At 61.8% G+C, this 20,151-nt stretch carries 10 protein-coding genes and 1 pseudogene; 4 read left to right on the top strand and 7 right to left on the bottom strand.

The features are described 5' to 3' along the window. The first annotated feature begins 5 nt into the window (after window positions 1-5). Window positions 6-797, top strand: coding sequence for a copper chaperone (locus tag AC56QX_RS37240; protein ID WP_497118786.1), 792 nt, complete (start codon window positions 6-8; stop codon window positions 795-797). Then, complete coding sequence (locus AC56QX_RS37235; protein ID WP_497118785.1) at window positions 790-2,799, top strand: hypothetical protein; 2,010 nt, start codon at window positions 790-792, stop codon at window positions 2,797-2,799. Before AC56QX_RS37240 ends, AC56QX_RS37235 begins: the two co-directional genes overlap by 8 nt. Window positions 2,800-3,071: 272 nt before the next feature. On the opposite strand, the pseudogene AC56QX_RS37230 reads toward AC56QX_RS37235, so the two are convergent. From AC56QX_RS37230 to AC56QX_RS37215, 4 genes and pseudogenes are all read right to left on the bottom strand, one after another. After that, window positions 3,072-3,203, bottom strand: a pseudogene (locus AC56QX_RS37230) (hypothetical protein); the annotation flags it as partial. A gap of 424 nt (window positions 3,204-3,627) precedes the next feature. After that, the gene (locus AC56QX_RS37225) at window positions 3,628-4,905 is read right to left on the bottom strand and encodes a type II toxin-antitoxin system HipA family toxin (RefSeq protein ID WP_497118784.1); all 1,278 of its coding nucleotides are present in this window, start codon (window positions 4,903-4,905) and stop codon (window positions 3,628-3,630) included. Beyond that, window positions 4,905-5,159, bottom strand: coding sequence for a helix-turn-helix transcriptional regulator (locus tag AC56QX_RS37220; RefSeq protein ID WP_475461576.1), 255 nt, complete (start codon window positions 5,157-5,159; stop codon window positions 4,905-4,907). Before AC56QX_RS37220 ends, AC56QX_RS37225 begins: the two co-directional genes overlap by 1 nt. A 196-nt stretch (window positions 5,160-5,355) precedes the next feature. Then, window positions 5,356-9,315 (bottom strand): XRE family transcriptional regulator, encoded by a 3,960-nt coding sequence (locus tag AC56QX_RS37215; RefSeq protein WP_497118782.1) that lies wholly within the window; start codon window positions 9,313-9,315, stop codon window positions 5,356-5,358. A gap of 191 nt (window positions 9,316-9,506) precedes the next feature. Here AC56QX_RS37215 and AC56QX_RS37210 point away from each other — a divergent pair, with 191 nt between their 5' ends. After that, a complete protein-coding gene (locus tag AC56QX_RS37210) occupies window positions 9,507-10,121 on the top strand; it encodes a type IV toxin-antitoxin system AbiEi family antitoxin domain-containing protein (RefSeq protein WP_497118781.1) in 615 nt (204 codons plus the stop codon). Next, window positions 10,118-11,047: a nucleotidyl transferase AbiEii/AbiGii toxin family protein gene (locus tag AC56QX_RS37205; RefSeq protein ID WP_497118780.1), complete on the top strand. Its 930-nt coding sequence runs from the start codon at window positions 10,118-10,120 to the stop codon at window positions 11,045-11,047. Before AC56QX_RS37210 ends, AC56QX_RS37205 begins: the two co-directional genes overlap by 4 nt. A 43-nt stretch (window positions 11,048-11,090) precedes the next feature. Here the strand turns inward: AC56QX_RS37205 and AC56QX_RS37200 are convergent, their stop codons facing one another. From AC56QX_RS37200 to AC56QX_RS37190, 3 genes are all read right to left on the bottom strand, one after another. Beyond that, complete coding sequence (locus tag AC56QX_RS37200) at window positions 11,091-15,113, bottom strand: hypothetical protein (protein WP_497118779.1); 4,023 nt, start codon at window positions 15,111-15,113, stop codon at window positions 11,091-11,093. Window positions 15,114-15,246: 133 nt separating this feature from the next. Further along, entirely contained in the window at window positions 15,247-18,714 is a 3,468-nt protein-coding gene (locus tag AC56QX_RS37195; RefSeq protein ID WP_497118778.1) for an ATP-binding protein, read from the bottom strand. After that, on the bottom strand, window positions 18,711-19,970 hold the full coding sequence (locus AC56QX_RS37190) for a metallophosphoesterase family protein (protein ID WP_497118777.1): 1,260 nt from the start codon (window positions 19,968-19,970) through the stop codon (window positions 18,711-18,713). Before AC56QX_RS37190 ends, AC56QX_RS37195 begins: the two co-directional genes overlap by 4 nt. Window positions 19,971-20,151 lie beyond the last annotated feature (181 nt).

Here is a 20,151-nt window from a genome sequence, read left to right as displayed (position 1 = left end):
GATCCGTGCGATCTCTGTTGCTGAGTGGCCTGCTCGCGCCGCCCTTCAGGGGCCCGATGAGCGTGGCGGGCGCTGCGTTGGTTGCGTCATCGGCGATAGATATCCATGCCGATCTACCGCTCCTGTGCGGAGCCACCGCCGGTCCCCTGCCGTTCAACGCCATCGTCGCCAGCATGCAGTTCTTGATTGTAACCAATCCGCCCGCGATGCTGGCGCTGAGCTGGCTTGTCATGCTGGTCGCGATGATGACGCCGCTCATAGCCCTGCCGTTGTCGCACGTCCGCGCCTCGAGCATCGTCACGCGACGATCGCGCGCCGCGGCAGGCTTTCTGCTGGGCTATTTCGGCGTGTGGTCTTTGGCGGGCATTCCGCTTCTTGCGCTTGCGCTCGCGCTCCGCCTTCTGGCGGGCAACGCGTTGCCCGCCTTCCTGGTGGCATGCCTGCTGGCGCTAATCTGGAGCGCCAGCCCGCTGCAAATGGCTGCGCAGAACCGGGCGCACCGGCTGCGGCGCATCGGACTTTTTGGGCTTGCAGCGGATCGTGATTGCATCGCGTTTGGAACGGCCTTGGGCGGGTGGTGTCTGGCCAGCTGCTGGGTCTGGATGTTGGTTCCTCTGTTTGTCTCGTATGGACACCCCCTTGCGATGCTCGCAGTCGCTGCCATCGTAATGGGCGAGCGGCTCCGGGGACCCGGGGCCTTGCGGTGGCGCGTCCCGGTCGTCCTGTCGCTGCCGGCCGCGTGGATGCGACGGGCTGTGATCCGCAGCCGGCTCCAAGGGGGGATCAGCTATGTCTAAAAAGTGTCTTGCCATCGGCGTCAGCAGTGTCGAACCCGTGGACGGCGCCGCTGACGAATTTCCCTATCTCGATGGGGCGGTCGTTGCCGCCGAGACGATCGGCCAATGGGCTCTCCATTCGGGCTTTGCGGAGTCGGACGTCATAATCCTCACCGACAAGGGTGCCAACCGGGTCACGGATACATCGCTTCAGGATGCCTTCGACAAACTGGTGCCCTTGGGCACGCAGGTCGACCATTTCGTACTGGCGTTCACCGGCCATGGCCTGACCGGTATCAATGATGACACAACCTACTGGCTGCTCAGCGATTCGCTGGACCAAGGCTACAATATCTTTGTCGAGGATTTGCGACGGCAGCTTTATGCCTACGGCATCCAGCATCTCACGATCTTCAGTGATGCGTGCCGTGCCATCGCCAATAGCCGCGATCTTCGTGGCTTGTCGCCCAGGCCCGGGGTGCGCAAACGCCACCAGGCGCAGCTCGCCGACACCGAGGTCGCGCGCTTCAATGCCTGCCAGGACGCGACAAGCGCTTTCATGGTGCGGGTGCCTGGTGCCGCCGCGCCGGGAAAATGTATCTTCTCGGGCGTGTTGGCCGAGGTCTTGTGGGGTCGCGTACCGGCAGCGTTCGAGGGCTCGATAATCGACAGCTCCTCGCTCGGTCGCGGGCTTCGCGCTGCCGCCAAGGAACGGGCGATGCAATACAACCTGACGCTGGTCCCAGGGGGCAGTGCCTTCTTCGACAAGGTTGTCTATTTCGATCAAGCGGCACCGCCATCACCGCCCGATCCTGATCTCACGCCATGGCCACCCGCCGACGACGCGCAGGCCGCCACAGCCGGCCCCCCCGTACTCGAAACCGTGGAGCCGGCGGTCCCAAATGTTTTCAAGACCGTGCTAAAAGACGCGGCGACCCGGATCGCCATACTTGGAGCTTCCTTCGGCGTAGGCCATCCCGACATCGACACCAGCAAGGCCTTCCCCGGCCTGCCCAACATTGCCAAGCCGCTCGTCGAAAGCGTGACTCTGGCGCGCCGGCGGCTCGCCTCTCCCAAAATATCGAAGCCACGCAGGAAAGTGCTTTTGGATCAGGTGACCGACCAGCTGCAGGCGCTGGAAGCACTCGCTGCCGGCGAGGCTCGCAAGAAGAAGGCCCAGGCCCTGCGCGCGTCCTTGGAGCGAGTAGCCAAGCCCACGCCCGGGGTAGATGCTCGGATCGTCGTCAATGGCGCAATAAAACAGATTTGGTCTGAAATGCCGATCTCTCTGCTTCATAGCGAGCCCAAACAGACAGAGTTCGCGCCTTCCAGCCGCGCGGAAGGCTTGCTTATGATTGAATTCGCGGACGGCCTGTTCGCCCCGGTCTGGTTCTACAGCGATCTGATCTGCACGCTGTTGCGCGACGACGATGGCGTCGCCGCCCTCAGCTATCGTCACATCTTCGGTGACAATGCTGGCACCAGTGTCGCGGCGACAGCGATCAGCCGGTTGGTAACCGGCAATCTGTCGGTGAAGGAGGTCGACAACCTCGCGACTGAACTGCGAGAAGAGAAGCACGTCAATCCCACATTCGGCGCGATCGCGGCGTATTGCTACGACGTGACCGGAGATTTGAATTCCGTCCGCCGCATGGCTGCCTACTACGGGCAAAAAGGTCAGGCGGCTCCGTACGATATCGTGTTCCTGGGCATGATCGAGAATGACGGAGCAATGGCACATGTGCTGGAGGTGCCTGAGGACAGTAGTCGCCGGAAGGGTGACGGGCCTGTTTGGCTGATGGCGAGGACGGAGGCCACAGGGGTCCGCCTCGCAGGTCGTTGCCCTTGGCTTCGTCAGGGCTGGGATTTTCTTTCCGCGCCCGAAGATGCGGAACGGTCGCTCGTTGGCGGTCTGGATCGCTTCCGCGCCCATCTCACCCGCTCTGTCTTTACCACACTGGACAAGGACGGTGGCAGAGCACTCGCCGAAAGATGGCAGCTGAAGCCAAATCTACAAGCATAGACCCGCCAAGGGGCGTCGCGCGGTTGACCAGGATATTCAGCTCGTCTGCGGTTTGCCGTGCGGGTTTGCGCAGAGCAAGCAATGTCGACAATGGCCCCGTCCTTGCAGCTCAGGAATCGAGGTGAACCGGTGCGTTCCCAACTAAGGAAGCCTTGAGCGCTGAATGGCTCAGGCCTGTGTGTTGGTACCCAGTTCCGAGAAAACTGCACACCAAATCGGTAGTCGACCTTGCGGCCGTCAAAATGCGCTGTCAGCGCGCAATGTGCGGCAGCCGTCGCCGCGTTCGATCCATAAAGCTCGATAGCTGCCTGCGCTGCAGCATCCGGATGGGCCAGGTCCCAGAGCGTCAAATTGCCAATGCCCGCACCGCTGGCAGGGGAATGATCGGATTGAATTTTGGGCATACCAAAAGCTCCCACGGGTTGATCCGGCGAGAGCAGCGGTGCGCTGCCAGGCCGGACGTTGGGAACCCACGTGGAGTGAGCCACGATCCAAAAGGCGTTTACGCCCAGGATATTCGTCGTGTCGTCCCTGGCCTTCGGCATCTTCGCAAGGCGGTGGTAGACACCCCGCGGAGGTTGCGCATTGGCAATTTATTGCAGAGCGCTGTTCTGAAAACAACCGGTCTTGACGAGCGCGAAGATGGTAAGTCTATGCCAGATCGTGGATCGTAACGCCGGGAACAACAGCCTTGGCGATCTCGCATAGGTGCTAATGATGCGGGACGCGATCGACAGCGTTAGGCCACGAAGCCTCGTCTTAGAGGAATGCGAGCCACTATTGGCTAGACGACATTCGCTGTCGACGCGCGTTTAGACTGTCAGCAGCCTAGACTCTCCACTCACCCACGGCGGCGCAGCGCTGGACGATATCCTCGACCGCCAGCTTCAGTAGGTCGCTGTCGGCCTCCGTTCCCCTCACCTCGGCGAGCAGTTTCTCCGTGGCCGGGATCATGCGTTCGGCCATATCAAGCAATTGCCGAACCACATAGCCGGGGCGGAAGTCGGTTTCTTTGGCAAAGGCCTCCCAATTCTCCGGAATCAGGGTAAGCGGATCACGATTGCCACCGACGAACATCGCCAGCCTGGGGCGCTGCTCCTTGTAGAAGGAACGGAATGCGGCGGCGTTGTTCACGTCGTAGAGCGGACTGAGTTCGATACGGTCGTGCCTGTAGAGGAGTGAATAGTTCTTGGCGTGGGCGTCCGGGTTGCCGATCAAGAACTGGAAGATCGCACGGTCGAGAAGCTGCGTTCGGGCGATCACGACGTCGGTGACGTTCTTCATCAGCTCGAAGCACTCTTTCCAACCCGGCCCGCCATCCTTTTCGTATTTTTGCCGCGGAAAGCGCCCGAGCGCCTGGCAAAAGTCCTCCTGATGGAGCCTGCGGAAGACGTCTTGCCCGTTAACACCAACACGGTCATATCGCCGTATCACCATGTACGGGGTGTCCTTGACCGCACGGATGGCCGAGAAAGGCACCGAGATGCCGACGGCCGCGGCAACGCGTAAGCAGAAATGCTCAACGCGGATCGAGTCAGGTAGCCCGTCTATGTCGACCTTGAGAATGTGCGTGCTGGGGGTGCGTCCTCTTGGGAGAGCTATTCTCCGTTCGACGACACCAACCCCGGCCTTGTGATGTACGCCTGCGAGGGACAATCGCAGCTCACCATCGGCGTCGATGAACAGGGGGCGCCGCGGCAGGGCCTCGATGTATTCGGCGAGTCGATCGTCGTCCAGGACGTCCCACTTTGTCTCCACGTTCTCATCGGCGATAACCTCATCATCGACGGGCATGACGGTAACGGCGCCGGGGCAATCGCGGCCGAGCTGATAGAGCAGTGCGTAGTCGTCGGTGGCATCGACCTGCAGATAGCGCGCCAGAGCGTCCCGCGTCTGCTGGGAGTCTGGGAGCAGTCCATCGAAAAATGGACCTGCGCGATCGTTGTTGTAGGGATCGGGTGAAAGTGGAAGCGCGAGGGATAGCGGGTGATGTGGCAACTGCGTGCGCTCGAACCAGCTCTGCTCATAGCGAAAGGATAGATCTCCATCCTTGGCAACGTCGAGGACGCCGACCGGAAGCCCGTAGAGGCGTATGGAGGCAGGCATCAGAACTCCGCTCCGGGTTCCGATGGGGTGTCCGTCGAGAGTGCTGCTGGGGAGAACTCGATCGTTACACCCACAAGCGTCAGAACCTTGAGGACGATCGACATGGGAGCGTCCACGCGGCCGCGCTCGAAATCGCTAATCCACTTCTGAGAGGTCGCCGTGATATCAGCTAGCTGGCTTTGGGTGAGGCCACGACGCTTGCGCTCCTGCCGAAGAAAGCGGCGAACATCGTCGACACTGCGAATGCGGATCATGGCACCTATCACCGATCAGTAATATTGCAGAACATAGTCGACAAATATCACCGACTGGTGAAATTTCAAGGTACGCTCATGGAAAATAACCGTTCGGTGGTAAAAAAGCTGAGCAAACTGAGATGCTATGTCTCGAAAGTGGATCATCGCCGGCCACCCAAGCGACGGCGCAGACGTCTTTTCGGTTGTTGGACGCCTAGGACTGCCAATCCAGGCGCTCGGCGTCTTCGTCGTGTTGCCTCGCCTGCCAGTCGTATCTATCGGCCAAGGTATCGAGCGCCTTGGCGGTATGGGGATATTCGTAGGCGATCGCCTTTGCCCACGCCCGGTACATCGCCGCTTCCTGGCGTTCGAGTTCACCGCCGTCGCGAGGCATGCGGGTGGTGACGCCGCGCCGGTTGCTCTTGCCGACCTGGAAGCCTTCGATCATCGGCTTGCTACGAAACAGGTCAAGTACCTCCCGAATGGGCTCGGCCGGCCAGATGCCATCCGAACCCATCGGCGACGCCGACAGCATGTTGCCGATACGGCTGTCGGCGATATCCTCCCGCCCGGCTGCCTTGGACAGAGCTCGGGCCTCCTTGATCCATGCCTCCAGCGCCCCTACGTCGATCGCGCCATCGTCACGTGTCCCGGGAATTTGATCCCAGAGGTCCAGCAGGCGGTAAGCCTGGGTGGCGACGGCTCGCGCATGCTGAGGGTCTTCTGGTTCGGGATCGACGACGCCGCTTTCCTCGCTGGCCTTGAAGACGGCACGCAGCATTTCGATGAACAGCGACGGTTGTTTTGAGAGCGCCCTTAGCAGCACCTTCGCCGGTCGGCGGGAGTGCTCAAGCAGCCGGAGGTACTTCCATTCCAGGGCTACCAGAGCGATTTGGTCAACATCGCTGCGCTCGTCGAGCAGTTGCAAAATCTCGGCGACGTGATGCTGGAACATGGTCGCCTCGTTGCCGCCACCATCGCTTTGGGAGGGTTGGCTGGCGGCTTCTTGCAGCACCTCGACCAACAGGTCGGTCGGGAGATGAACCTTATTGCCGCGCCCCGCCAGCGGCAGCGCATGCCGGGCGCGACCAACGCTGATCAGTTTGCGGATGGCATAGGCGACGTCTTCGCTGTCTTCGCTCATCCAGAATACCGGAGTGCGGCGCCAATACGTCGCTTCGATCTCGCCTCCGATCGCGGCGACCTGGTCCCAGGTCCAGCGAGCAATCGGGAGGGCTAGGAGAATCGTCAGCAGGGCGGTATTGCCCCAGTTCTCAGCTCTCGCCTTGGCGATCAACGCTGCCGCCCAAGCCTCCTTCCGATCTCGGAAAACAGAGATGATCAGACCGTGTGCGACGCTTCGCTCGTGGTCGTCGTCGCTGCGAATGGTCGCTGCGAGCAGGGCATCGACGTCGGGCGCTGATAGCCCGCTGTCGTAGAGGGCCTTGCCGAGATAGCCGGCGGCGCCGGTCAGTCGGGCGAGTGATAGCACAGCCGCAATCCCGCCTTCGGCATAGACCGCCTCTGCGGCTTTCTGCCGTGCGGTGTCGACATCCCGCTGTTCGGCTTCCCAGCCCGCCTCCGAAGGCTTCGGGAGCTGGACAGATTGCTGGAAAAGCCAGGCAGTCCGCTCCAGATGATCGGCGGGCGCGAACCGATCGTAGACTGCCTCCAGTCGATCCAATACTGCGATCGGCAAGGACCACTCGGCGTTCGGAAATTGTCGATGGTGGTGGAGCACCAGTCGCAGCTTGTTCCAGAACGCCGCCCGATCGCCCTTGTCCGTGATCCGCGGCTCCGCCGCCTCAAGCGCCTCTATCGCCGCGGCCGGGTCTGGCGCCAGATCGCCAAGACGATCAAGCAGAATGGACCACCGCTCTGGACTCAGGCCGACGTCGGCGAGCAGGCGCTCGCTGATCGCGGCAGTTCCCCGCCTGATCAGTCCCCAGGTTACCGTCTCGACATCATCGACAGTGAAGTCGCGCCAGCGCGGCATGGGTGATGGGGTCGAGGTGTCGTGCCCTTGAGGCAGGATGCCGGCCATCAGCTTCCAGGCGGCGTCCGGTTCCCGCCTGCGGATCAAATCCAAGGCGCGAAGCCGCTCATCAAGCGTGGCATAGGTTTGCGGGCTCCATAGCAGGTGGATTTCGCGCAGACTGTTGGCTGGGCCATTTGCATAGTGGCGAGGCTTGGTGTCGATGGCGTCCAGGCGCGCCAGGACGTGTGTTACCCGCGGCATCCAGTCGGGCGACCAAGCGAGAGATTCCAGCGCCCACATCAGGTCGGACAAATGCTCGGCGCCGAATAGTCCACCCTCGTCGTGGCCGAACAGGGCGCCAATGGGCGGATCGTTCTGGTCGAGACTGTCTTCGATCGCCGTCAGGAAGGCGCCTGGCGAGGCCTCGGCCAGCAGGCGAAAGTCGCGGGAGAGCGACCACCAGCGCCGCTGATCGGCGCTCTGAAGCAGCTTGGCAACAATGGCGTCGGCCCGTCGTCCGGCGTCGGGCACCATGCGAACCCAATCACCCCGGAGCGCGAGCAGGATGAGTACCTCGCCGATGCCGTGTCGCAGCATGCCCGAGCGGTCCCGGTGGATGCCGCGAACGGCCGCCATCCAGCGCTCGTCGGAATCCATATCGAAGCGCGGGTCCGACGATCCGAGGACATCGTGCGCCGCAGCCTCGAACCGCTTGATGTCAGCGCTCGTCAGATTCTGCGCGAGCAGAAACCAAGCGTCGGACGCAGAGGTGACGCGCCAGGTCGAGTTGATCTTCTGCAACGGGCTGTCGAACTGCCCGATGTAGGGCGCCAGCGAAGCGATTGCCGCGTCGTAAGGCTGATCGGCGAGCTCCGAGAGCAGAGCCCGATCAGCCTCGGCGTTTTCATCCCAGCCCCCAGCCAGAAGCGCTGCCAGCAGAGCGTGGGGCGGCGACTCCTGCGCCCATTTTGGTTGTCGCCCAGGAGCTCCAGGCATCAGGCGGCGCAGGACGGCGAGGTTGCGGGCGCTGTCGCGGGCGAGCGCCTCGGCGCGCGGCTCGGCAATGCCCGCCGCCGTCAAGGCGCTGGCGATCCCTTCGCGTGATGGGCGGGCAAGCGTGCGGACCTCCCCGCGCGAGACCGGCCGTTCGTCGTAGACCTGCAGGACATAGTGGCCGCGCGCCGCAAGACTTCTAGCCAAGCCGGGCTCGGGCTCTGTCAGCAGCAGGATCAGAGGTGCGGGCGCATTGGCAAGGGCCCGTGCGGCAGCGGCGGTAGTCGCGACGAGACAGCGCGCGCGGTACGCATCCGCCAGGTCGACCGGCAACTCATTGAGGGTGGCGTGAAAGAACGCCACCACCTCTTCGATTGTGGTCGACTGGAGCGAAAGGACGGACGGCTCGCCGCGAAGCCAGCGCAGGACCTCTGCGGCATCCTGATCGCGGTCGCTGAGAACCAGATCCTCGGTCAGCGGCCATTGGGTCGCCAGTGACCATTCTTGCCAAACCTCTTCTAGCTCCAGCGTCCCAGGCGGTCGCTTGCCAAGTCGTGTCGCAAGCCAAAGCCCGACGGCGGGCGTCTGTTCGATCCAGTGAACCATGTCGTCGGCGTCATGGGCGAGGACCTTTCGCCAAGGACCTTCAGCCTGGCGTGCCCTCGCCCACGCGTCCTTTTGCGGCCAATGGCGCGGGGTGACGAACACATAAGTCGCGTTGGCAGGGTCGAGCGGTGCTGGATTGGCCGTTCGCTTCAGGTAATCCTCATGAGCTTTCTGGGCAATGTTGCTGCGCTGAGTGCCGATCTCCCAGCCGGCGTCGCCCTCAGGAACATAGACGCTTCCGGTTTCGGTCGAAGTGCGTCCGTCCCAGCCTGGATGCCGGACGCCTTCGTCGGCGGGGAAGCGAAGTCGGGCCGCCGGACCATGGGTGGCATGGATGAGATGTGCCAGGAGTGTCGGCAGGCTGACCGCACCGTCAGTACGGTTGGCCCAGTCCGAAAGATCTTCAGCGCTCACCCATCTGATCGGTGAACCGGGACGTTCTGACCTGGTGATGATAGGTACGGCCGGCCCAATGACGGCGCCAGTGGGCAGGAACCGGATGCCAGCCACTTCAAGAGCGCCGCGGATGGCTTGGGCATTATTTGCCACAGGGGTCCGCTGGCCGCGCTCGAAGTCGGCGACGGTCGATGTCGCCACCCCTGCCGCCTTCGCCAGATCTTGCTGCGACCATGCGAGGAGGGCGCGTGCCGCCCGCACGTGCTTGGGTGTGAGATCGGCTGGGGAGCTGGACGAAACCATGGTCATAGAATATATATGACATCAGTGAAGATTTGCCAACTGTTCTCTTTTGTTGACAATTGAGGATTGTTGCCGACAATAGGTAACAAATGGCTGAACATCGTATGACTTATCGTGAGCGCGCTCTCAGCATCACCAGGGCTCGAGGGATTGCGCGCGCGCGCGACTTCAAGGCGGTCGGCATTCCCTTGGTCTACCTGAAGCGTCTTGCCGACGCTGGCGACATAGTCCGCCTCGGCCGCGGCCTCTACCAAGATCCCGAGCGCGTCGGAGAAGACGTCGCGCATGATCTGGCCGAAGCAGTGCGTCTGATTCCGAACGGCGTCGTCAGCCTGATTAGCGCCCTTCGTCAGCACGAGCTGACCACCCAGTTGCCGCATGCCGTGTGGATGACAATACCTCATAAGGCCCGCACGCCGAATGTGACAGGCCCGCGGCTCGAAATTGTCCGCGCGACCGGCGAGGTTCTTGCAGCGGGTGTCGAGCACGTCCAGGTGGAAGGTGTGCAGGTGCCAATCTACGGCGTGGCAAAAACCGTCGCCGATTGTTTCAAGCATTGCCGCCACGTTGGCGAGGATGTCGCGATTGAAGCACTCCGCGATGCCCTGCGGCAGAGGAAGACGACACCGAGCGAGCTCATGAAGTTCGCGGCTATTGACCGGGTCGCAAGCCGGATGGAGCCGTTTATCAAGGCCATGCAATGACGGGCGGCATCGTCAAGGATCAGGCTGCGTCGATCAGGGCCAGGCTGTACGCACACGCCAAACAGCACGGTGACGATTTCGCACGCGTTCTGACGCGCTACGCCATTGAGCGTCTGCTATTCCGCCTCAGTCGGACAGAGGCCGCGGAGCGCTATGTTTTGAAGGGAGCGATGCTGTTCGTCACCTGGCCCCAGCATGTCTTTCGACCCACCGGCGACCTCGACCTGCTCGGCTATGGCGACCCGAACCCCGCCGCCCTTGCCCAACTCTTCACACGCATCTGTCAGATGGAGGTCCCCGACGATGGCATCGTTTTTGACCCCACCACACTGAAGGTCGAGCCGGTCCGTGAAGCCGACAAGGATCAGGGGGCTCGGTTGAGCCTGAAAGGACACCTGGCCGGGGCGGTCATCCCGGTGCTGGTTGACGTCGGCTTCGGCGACCACGTTTATCCGTCGCCGAAGCGTGAGAATTTCCCCAACCTGCTACCGGGTCTGCCACAGGCCAGTATCCTGATGTACCCACCTGAAACCGTTGTCGCCGAAAAGTTCGAAGCGATGGTCCGTTTCGGCGAGGCGAACGGCCGGATCAAGGATTTCCACGACATCTGGGTCACGACGCGCACTTTCCCCTTCGACCTGCCCGGCATGGTCGAAGCGGTCGGTGGCACGCTTCGGCGTCGAGAGACGGCTTTCCCTGCCAGCATGCCTGTGGGCCTGAACGAGGCCTTCGCCGCCATCGCCGAACGGCGCGGACTGTGGACGGGCTTTCTGCGCCGAACGCCGCCGAGACTCGTGCCGCCACCGTTTTCACAGCTGCAGGAAGAACTGCGGCGCTTCTTTGGACCCGTCATCACCAGCCTCGGCATGCCGGAGGGTGCCAGGGGTCGATGGGACCCTGTCGCCGGCGCTTGGCGGCAGATCTAGACTACACCGCCGCGCAGCGAATATGATCAGATTTGCACACCGGTTATCTGGTGCGTTTGCGCTTTCGGACGCCTCTCGCGTTGTGCTTGGGCTGATCGGGCTTGATCTTCATATAGCCCAGGACTTCCGCGCAGACCGCATGATCCCCAAGATCGGCAATCGTCTTATCGTCGACTTTGGCAAGCGTGGCGCCCAATGCCCATGCTACGCCTTGGTGACCTGCGGGCAGCATCGCCCCTATTTCCTCGGCAACATGCCGGTCGCGATCTTTGAGCATCCAGATCATCAGGAGCACAAGTGCCCGGCGCTTGGAATTGGCCGCCAGCTCTTCCGCTGCCGAGCGCACCCTCGGCATTGCGCCGCGGTACGCCATGAGCAGAGTAAGCACCGATGCTACCGGCTCGTACCGCGTGGCAAGCAGCTGTGGCGTTATTGCGTCGATCACGCTCTGATCGATCACCTCCATGGCCTGAAGCAGCGCCCAGGCTGCCGATGAACGAACCCGCGCGCTGCCCGGCTGAATCGCCAGGTCGAGGAGCTTCTTTTGCATCGCAACCGTGGATTTTGCCAACAACAAGAAAATGCCGTCGCGAACATCCGGATCCGACGTGTCGATGGCGATAGCAAACAGGGTGGCTTCTTCTTGGACGCCAAGGGTGCCAAGCTCGAGCAGCGCCTCGACCGCCACCTGCGCGATTGGATAGTCGTCGGTGTCGTTTCCGTATTGCATCGATGATTTTGACCAATCGTCCCCGGCAAGCTTGATCAGCGTTGTTCGGTGGTCGTGATGAGGCTTGGCTTTGAGCATGTCAGCAAGCGCACGCCGGACGGGGCTGGCGCGGTGGCCGACAAGCGCCAGAAGGCGTTCTGGGAGCGGCGCAGAGAGCGGGGTGGCAATGGCTGTCAGCGCACGCGCCGCAACATGGGCGAAACGGTGATTGAGCGACTCTTCCAACAATTCGCTCATGCCACGCCGGATCGCCGCCTCGATTGCGAGAACGGCGATATTATCGGAATCATCGCTTGTTGCGAGTGCCCACTGGATGTCCTCTTCGATCGGCAAACTTATGCTAGCGTCGAGCTCCAGCCGGAATTCGCGCAGTCGATCACTCGGCTTGTCAACCTCGGACAACAATTTATGGGCTGCCTCTTTGAGGATCGGGACGTTGCCATCGTCCAGCGCGAGGTCAGCACGGCAAATATCGTCAAACGGATGCGGCAGCTGTATGACAGCGGCCTGGGCAGCGCTCATATATTTGTGGCCTTCGCCGAAGCGGTCGCGATGCAGGTAGGCAACCTCGCGGCCGATCTCAATCAACCGGTTGTGCGCACCACGGCTGGCAAGGTCGGCCACGATCGCACCGAACGTCGCCGGTTCGTGCTCGAGCAGGCAAGCCAGCGCCGCGTGCTCGGTGCCAAGCTTCGGCGAACCTTCCCGGATCCGAGTTTGAAGCGCCGCTCGATACTGGGGGTTCCAGGCGTTTAGGAGTGCCGACCACAGGTCGTCCTCCTCCTTGGTGCCATAGCACGCCTGGAAAGCCCCCGCGAACTCATCCGCATTAACGCGACCGTGGCGTGCCTGAGCCACAAGAGTGCGCATCCAATAAACGCGCAGCCACTCGGCATGTCGGTGTTGGACGACGTGTCGCCAGCCTTTTTTCTGGCGAACGCGTTCAACGTAGGCATCTAAAAACTCGCTCGCAGTAATGCCATCATCATTGTCAGACAGGTGCTGTGCATGCTCGTCGCTGTACACCCCGTTGATGATATCGAGGTGGATTTCCGAAGCGTCGGACAAGGCTTTGTCCGTCGGTGTCAAGACGTCAACCGCGATGTCGACAATCGCTTCAAAGCCCTCGATATCGTTCAATGCCCCCTGTGCGATCGCATCCGCGGATGGCGTGTAGCCGTAGTAGACTGCGGTAGCGGCCGCATCGAGAAATGCGGCTTCCAACCCTGGAGAAAGCCGCGTGAGTTCGTCGGCGAACGACGCTTGGTAATGAGTCCGATCTTCCGGCACAAGCGTCCGGATAAAGGTCTCGACCAAGGGTTTCGTCGCCGGGGTGTTCACACGTGCTTCGTACCAATCGGGGGTATGTTCCGGCCGCCCCCAGCTCATCATGCCACCAAATGATTTGTCGGGACGATTAAGCAGGAAGCGCGCGGTTTCGGCGCCGTTGCTCTTGGCGGAGCCAGCACGCGCGGCAAGGTCGAGATGCGTTTGGAACTCCTTCCCGCCTTCGCCAAGCCGAGCCTCCAGCCAGGCATCGACCCTGGCAGCGGCGGCATCGCTCGGCTTCACTCCGAACTGGCTATCGGCTTGCGAGAGCACGCGCGCGGCAGCGCCAGCGCCCCACTTCGCGTCGGGACCGGAATCCGAAACAAGGAAGTCGATCAGCGAACGCAATGTGAGGCGGACCGCTTGCCGATGCCTTTCAAGGGTTCGTACGATGCCGGCTTCAACACGTGGATGGTAGTAGGTAACGATCCCTCCGTCGCTCTGCCGCAGGTTGCGGGCGGCAACGAAAAAGTCCACCAGGGGCGACACCCCTTTCGCCATCGTTGCATTGAGATCGGCGAGACCGTCTTCGATTTCTCTGAGCACGGTGCGTGTTAGTTTGTCGTTCGCTACGAGCAATGCCCAGACCACCGTCGCGGCGCGTACGTCGTCGCGTTTCTCGATCTGCTCGATGACCGTCTGTTCGATTGAATTTTGGTGGGCGCGATCAATGGCCCCGGCGACAAAACCAGGTGGATTCTTAAGTCCGTCACGATCTTCCGTCCGCATTGCGTCGAAGAATTTCTGGATTTCGAGTGGTGTCGCCAAATTGTCGAGCACCTGGCCCTCGGCGCTGCGGGCAAGCGGCTGCAGGTCACGCGGCAGACTATCGATTCTGGCACGGTAGAGCCGTTGCCTTTCCTTTTTTCCGTAGTTCTCTGCCTCCAGAGCAACGACCCAGGACTTGGACATCCCCAGCGCGCCCGATGCCAACGCGACGTCGAGCCTTGACGTGGCAATGATCATGCGGTCCGGCCGTGCGGCCGCGAAGAAATCACCGAGCTGGTCATTCCATGGACGACTGTTCGGGTCGAAGTCGAACCGTCCCCAAGGATCCTCGATGTCATAGAGAACCGGTGACGGCGTGGTGTCGTCGCGCAGCTGCGAAGGCCCCAGTCGGATCGGAACGCGCGCCAGGCCGGGTATGTCTTGGCGCAACTCATCATAAAGCATTTTGGTCGCAAGCGTTTTGCCGGTACCGGATTGGCCGATGATGATTGCCGCCGACCTGTTGGCCATTGCTGCCCGCAAATCTGCCCAATTGTTGGGGTGGACATAATCTTCAAGCTCGGGAGCGCTCGCCAGATAACCCTCGTGTCGTCTGATAGCCGCTTCAAGCGCCTCGCGCCTCCAGCGCCCTGCTCCAGCTCCTGCAATCCTCGCTCGCGCATCTTCGCGAAGCCTGGTGCGGCAAGCGTCCAGTTGGGCATTTGGAACCCGACAGCCTTCGATGAGGAGGCGATCTATGTCTCCCTTCAGACGTTCATCATCCTGGTTGGCAACGACCGCGACGCGGCCGGATATGTCGTGGCCGATGCCGTTGACTATAACGCCCGGCATCTCGGCCGGCTTGGGCCAGATCCCGACTTTGCGCCGCTTGAGTTTCCGCGCTTCGCCATTGACGCCCGCACTGGTCACAAGCAGATAGCGAGAGTTCGGATCCTTCAACCGTTCGGCGGCAGATTTGCGCGTATCGCTACCATGCTCGAGCAGGGTTTTGAGCGTGGTCGGCGTCCATGCATCGCCTCCGCGACGTTTCGCCTGCACAATGAGCGTATAACCCGTCATCGGCACGTGACTGACGAGCCGCCCCGGCTCGGAGTCAGCAAGCACCATCTCCAGATCTTCCTGACTTGCCGGCTCCAGCACAAGATCTTCGGCCAATCTTGAAATGAGGACGAGGTCGAGTGCCAGCCAGACCGAAACGTCAATCTGATACTCGTAGCCGGCGAGCGAAGCACCGCCTGCTCCGCTTCCTTCCATGTCTGGGTCGTCGCTCTCGGTCATTCCGAGGAAGTCCTTTCACGAACAATAGGGGCTTTTGTCTCTCAGGGCCGGTTCGATACTCAACACAAGGCTAGGTCTGGCACGCTGGGGGACGCACACGACAGCCTGTGTCCGAATGGCCGCGGAAAATCCACTATCCAAGCTCGTGGATTGTTACGCCCGGCACAACCGTCTTGGCGATCTCGCACAGGTGCTGGTGATGCGTCAGGTAGATCACCTGACCGGCACTTGCCATTTCGCCAAACAACCTGAAAACCTCTTCGGATCGGACATGGTCGAAGGTTTCCATGATGTCATCGGCGATGAAGGGCACAGAGGGCCGGAACTGTGCGAACTCGTAGTATCCTGCAAGCCTGAGCGCCAGGTAGAGCTGAAAACGTGCCCCTTTTGACAGCCCATCGGCGACCTTGGATTGCCCGTCGCGCTGCAACGCGATGAGCACTTCCCCACCCTTCACGGGCTGAGTCGTCAGGCCAGAGTACTGGCCGCGCGTCATCAGGGCGAATGCGTCCGATGCGCGCTCCATCATCCCGGAGCGATGACGTTCACGGTAGACGCGCAAAGCATTGCCAGCCGACATTATTCCCAATTTCAGCTCGATATAGCGGACGGCTTTTTCCTCGATTTCCAGAAGGACGGTGCGCCGTTCGGCATCTATGCGGGCAACAGCACTGTCGCCGCCAATAGCGTCCAGCTTGTCGGTCGCACGCGTCTGCCGAATGAGCTGGTGCTGTATTGCCTCGTCAGAAGCGCGAAGCCGTTGCTCGGCTTCCGCCTTCTCGATTGCGAGACTGTCGAGATCGACACCATCCAATATCGAACGCGCCTGCTCGAACCCTTCCACCGCGAGCTCGGAAAACACCTGCTCCTCAAGCTCGGCCACGGTTTTGCGCAGGCGATCCCTGTCGCGCAGCAGCTCATCGCGTTGCACGACGTCCGCTAGCGTGGCCACGCCAAAGACGCTTAGGACCTCGTTCTTGCGGCGCTCATGTGCCGAAACCTCTGCATCGAGGATCTCACGCCCATCCTGCAGGCGCTGCAGGTCATTGACGAGGCTTGCTTTGGCCTCGCGCATGCGCTCGGCGCGCTCCAGGCGCTGGGCAAGGCGGATCGCCAGCTGTTCCGGTTCGTCGTCGTCCGCCTCGCCCGCATCGGCTGCAACGGCGGTAACCTCGACCAGAAAATTGTCCCTATCGGCCACCATCTTTTCGATGCGCAGTTGCATGGCGTCCCGGTCCTGAAGGCTCTTGGACAGTTCAGCCAGTTGATCAAGGACGCCGCCCATGCCGGGCATCGAGATGCCACTCTCCAGCCAGGTCCCCTTGAGCGCTTCGGCAATGCCGGCCTGCCATTCATCCTCACGTCGCTCCGCGACTTCGACAGCGCGGCGCCTGGCGGCCAGATCCTCTTGCCTTGTTCCAACCGTCTTGAGCGCCTCGGTGCGCTCTGCGTCCACCTTGAACTGTCTCTTAAGAAACAGCTCTGCCACGGCCATGACCGTCTCTAGGCTGTCACCAGCATCCGAACCGACGCCGACGCTCGCCAGCGCGCCGCTCAACTCCAGGCGTATTCGGCCTTCCTCATCAACGGCCCGCTCGGCCTTCTTGCGCGAAAGCTCGATCTCCTCCCAGGCCGCGAGCGCATCGATGCGGGCAGCGATGCGATCCTCGATCAGTTCGATCAGCTGTTCGGAGGATGTTTCCTGGCACGGTCCGAGCAGCTCTCTGGCGACTGTGCGTATTTCCAAGAGCACGGCCTCCCGATCTGAGCCGTTGCGGGCAAGTTTATCACGCGCATGCGCGATGGTGGCCGCGGTTTCTGCGAGGTTGCGGTTTGTGCTGCGAATTTCGACCAGTTCCCGGGCATTGGCCAAACGGCCTGCGCCGACACTGTCGTCTCGGGCCAGTGTTGCCGCGAAATCATCCGCCGTTTCCCCAGTCAGGTCATGGCGATGCCTTGCCCAGGCGTCGTCGCGGGCACGCCGAATGACGTCGGCCGCATCATCGTCGGTGACATCGACAGAGGCACGAAGGGCTTCCAGCCGCGCCGAAAGCAAGTCGTGATTGCCCTGGTGCTCGGCAAGACGATCGGAAAGGACGCCCCTGCCCTTCCCGAGCTCTGCTGCCAGCGCCTTCCATGCGCCAAGCTGCGCAGCATTCGGAATGGCGACCCTGGCCAGTGCCTGAGCGTCGCCCGACCAGGGGTGCAAACGCGCGATCGCGGCCTGCCATCGAATTGCACCTGCATCGGCGGCCTCGCGCGACCCCTTTGTCTCCCTCATGTAGCCGCTGGCCTTTGCCGTAGACAAAGCCGAAACGAGCCTTGCCCTGGCAGGCTCCGGCACGGCCCGTTCTTCGCCGACCCGCTCGCGTGCCGCCTGGAGCGCGTCAGCGGCTGCCGCGGCCTCCTCGCGCGCAACGCGCACGCTGGTAGCAATCCCGGATCGCTGCTCGACCATGGTGCGCACAGCGCCAATGGTTGCAGCAGGCAAGAGCAGTTTGGCAGGAACTGGCTCGGAGGACCTTCCAAGGGCGGCAAGACAGGTCGCCACGGAATTGTCGAGGATTTGAAGCTCCGTCCTGCGACTTGGCAGGTCCAGGCCGGCCGAGACGTGACGCACCTTGCGGTCGGCCAGGCCGCGAACCCGTTCGGAAATCGCAAGGATCACCGCGTCCACGTCAACCGAGGCGATTTTCGTTGTCACCCGTTCGAGCTCTTCCACACTCGCGGTCAGCCGCGTTCTCAGGCTGGCGTCGTCATCGATCATCTCAGTGACACTGCCGGTCCAGGTCCGTGACGGTGAAGCGATCTCGGGCAACTCGGCCAGTTGGGCTTGCTTGCGCCGGATATCGGCAAGGATCGGGATCGCGCGAAGATACTTCGCGATGGTGTCGAGCCTGGCCGACAGCACCGACCGTTCGGCGATGCTGCGGTCGTATTTCTCCGTCGCGTCGAGACGCTCGGCTTCAAGGCTCTCATAAGTCGACGCCAAGGTGTCGACCGCGTCCTTACCGGCTTTAAGTTCCGCAAGCCGCTTCTTGAGCAGCGCAAGTTCGGTTCCGTGTGCCTGCTTGCGATAGAGCCTGTCTGCTTCGGCCTCAAGCACGCTCAAAGTATCGCTTGCGTGCCCGAGGCCGGCGCTGGCCGTGAACAGCAGCTTGCCCAGGTCGCCGCGCGATTCCAGGATTGATTTTCCACCTGCTTCCAGCGTTTCGTCGTCCAACGAGAACATGGTCTCGTATGCGTCGCGGGACAGGCCGGCCAGATGTGCCGATATCGCCATCTCGCTGACCGGTTGGCCATTCGCGTTCAACAATGAGTTGGTGCGCTGTTTCGTGCGTGTAAACGTGTGCTCCGCGCCGTCGAGTTCGAGCACCCCGCCAATGCGCATCGCGCTATATTCGTGCAGGAAATTGTAGCGGCTGCGTTCCTCGATGCCGAACAGCAGGTCGAGATAGCCGGCAAGCGCGGTCGACTTGCCGGCTTCGTTCAAGCCGAAGACGATATGCAGGTCGGGACCCGATTCCGGTTTCGGCCCGAAGTCGATCGTTCTGTCGGTGAACTTGCCATAACGGATGAGATCAAGTCGCCGCAGCCTCATTGTGATCCACCGGCCTTGAGGCGGGCGGTGACAAGGTCGGCGCCGTTGGCAAGCACCCTGTCGAGGAACAGCTCCAGCTCAGCCTCGTCCTTACCGGCGAAATCGCGCCCGTCGGGCGGAAGATCCGCGACCATCTTCTGGACCAACGCCCTCGCCTCGGCGCGAAAGGCTTCCGAGCCGGCATCGGTGCGCATGGATTGAGCGAGTTCGAAAATCGGGTCAGCGGCATCCTCGGATGTCTGGGATGCGGGCGGAGAGACGTTCAGCTCGAGCTTCTCCACCCAAGTGTCTCCCGTCTGCTCCGCGACCTGCTCGGCTTCTGCGAGCAGCAAGTCGCGGTCGCGGATCAGCGCCCAGGATAGAGGTGACGCCCCGGTCAGGCCGAGGCGAACCACGGCATGGCGTGACCTGACAGAGGCGCGCACATCTTCGAGCCCGGAGCGGACTCGCCCGACGACTTCGGACCATTCCACCGCTTCGGTCACGTCGACGTTGACCCTTTCGAATTGCGCGATACTGGTTAGCCTATCCTCGATCTCGACGGTGCGGTCGTCGCGTATCGTCACCAGCGTGACGGATTTCTCCCCGGCCTCGTTGATGTCCCTGCCCTGTGGAATTCCTGGCATCACCACGGTGCTCGCCCCGGGATGGACCTGGCGGACATGGATGTGCCCAAGCGCCCAGTAGTCGAAGCCATGGCTGTGCAGGTCAGCGACATTGCAAGGAGCGTAGGCGTCGTGGCCGGGCGATCCGCCCAGGCTCGTATGCATGATGCCGATATTGAGCGCGCCTTCGCGCGGAGCTGAATATTTGCGAAGCAGACTGTCCGGCGCCTTGGGACTCGCGAAGCTCAAGCCATGGAACGCAACGTCAAGCCCGCCGGCTGTCTGCAGCACGGAGTGGGCACGGCCGCCGAAGATCGTGACCGTGTCCGGGAAAACCAGCTGCTTCGATATGCGCGATAGCGCGTCATGATTGCCACGGATCTTGAAGACCCTGATGCCGGCCTGGTGCAGCCGTGTCATCTGCGACGCCAGGAAGCGGGCGGTTTTCATCGACGTCTGGTCGCCATCATAGAGATCGCCGGCAATGACCAGCGCATCGACACGCCCCGCCAGGCAGAGTTCAACTATGGAAATCAATGCCTGGCGGCTGGCGTCGCCGACGAGTTCGGCAAGGTCGGGGTTTCGCAGCGCCAGCGAACCCAGTGGCGAGTCGAGATGGATATCAGCGGTGTGTACGAATCGAAATGCCATTGAGCAGTCTCCGATCACAAACATACGGGTGTTCGACCGCTGCTCGATAGATGAATTTCGCCATAGATGGTTTTGGCTGATTTTGCCGCCGATCCTCAACGGTTAGAAATTGCCCACGACGACATTGCGAGCGATACAGGAAGCGACGGACATACCGTCGTTCCTGGACCTTCCTCAATGT

It is taken from the genome of Mesorhizobium sp. RCAM 06353, assembly GCF_059683585.1.
The sequence above is the reverse complement of the archived record's forward strand: the minus strand, read 5'-3'. Positions and strand labels throughout refer to the sequence as shown.

What these genes read in the sequence shown, in the direction of transcription:
- AC56QX_RS37235 (WP_497118785.1), top strand. Translation starts at nt 790, where the DNA reads ATGTCTAAAAAGTGTCTTGCCATCGGCGTCAGCAGTGTCGAACCCGTG.
- AC56QX_RS37225 (WP_497118784.1), bottom strand. Translation starts at nt 4,905, where the DNA reads ATGCCTGCCTCCATACGCCTCTACGGGCTTCCGGTCGGCGTCCTCGAC.
- AC56QX_RS37220 (WP_475461576.1), bottom strand. Translation starts at nt 5,159, where the DNA reads ATGATCCGCATTCGCAGTGTCGACGATGTTCGCCGCTTTCTTCGGCAG.
- AC56QX_RS37210 (WP_497118781.1), top strand. Translation starts at nt 9,507, where the DNA reads ATGGCTGAACATCGTATGACTTATCGTGAGCGCGCTCTCAGCATCACC.
- AC56QX_RS37205 (WP_497118780.1), top strand. Translation starts at nt 10,118, where the DNA reads ATGACGGGCGGCATCGTCAAGGATCAGGCTGCGTCGATCAGGGCCAGG.
- AC56QX_RS37200 (WP_497118779.1), bottom strand. Translation starts at nt 15,113, where the DNA reads ATGACCGAGAGCGACGACCCAGACATGGAAGGAAGCGGAGCAGGCGGT.
- AC56QX_RS37195 (WP_497118778.1), bottom strand. Translation starts at nt 18,714, where the DNA reads ATGAGGCTGCGGCGACTTGATCTCATCCGTTATGGCAAGTTCACCGAC.
- AC56QX_RS37190 (WP_497118777.1), bottom strand. Translation starts at nt 19,970, where the DNA reads ATGGCATTTCGATTCGTACACACCGCTGATATCCATCTCGACTCGCCA.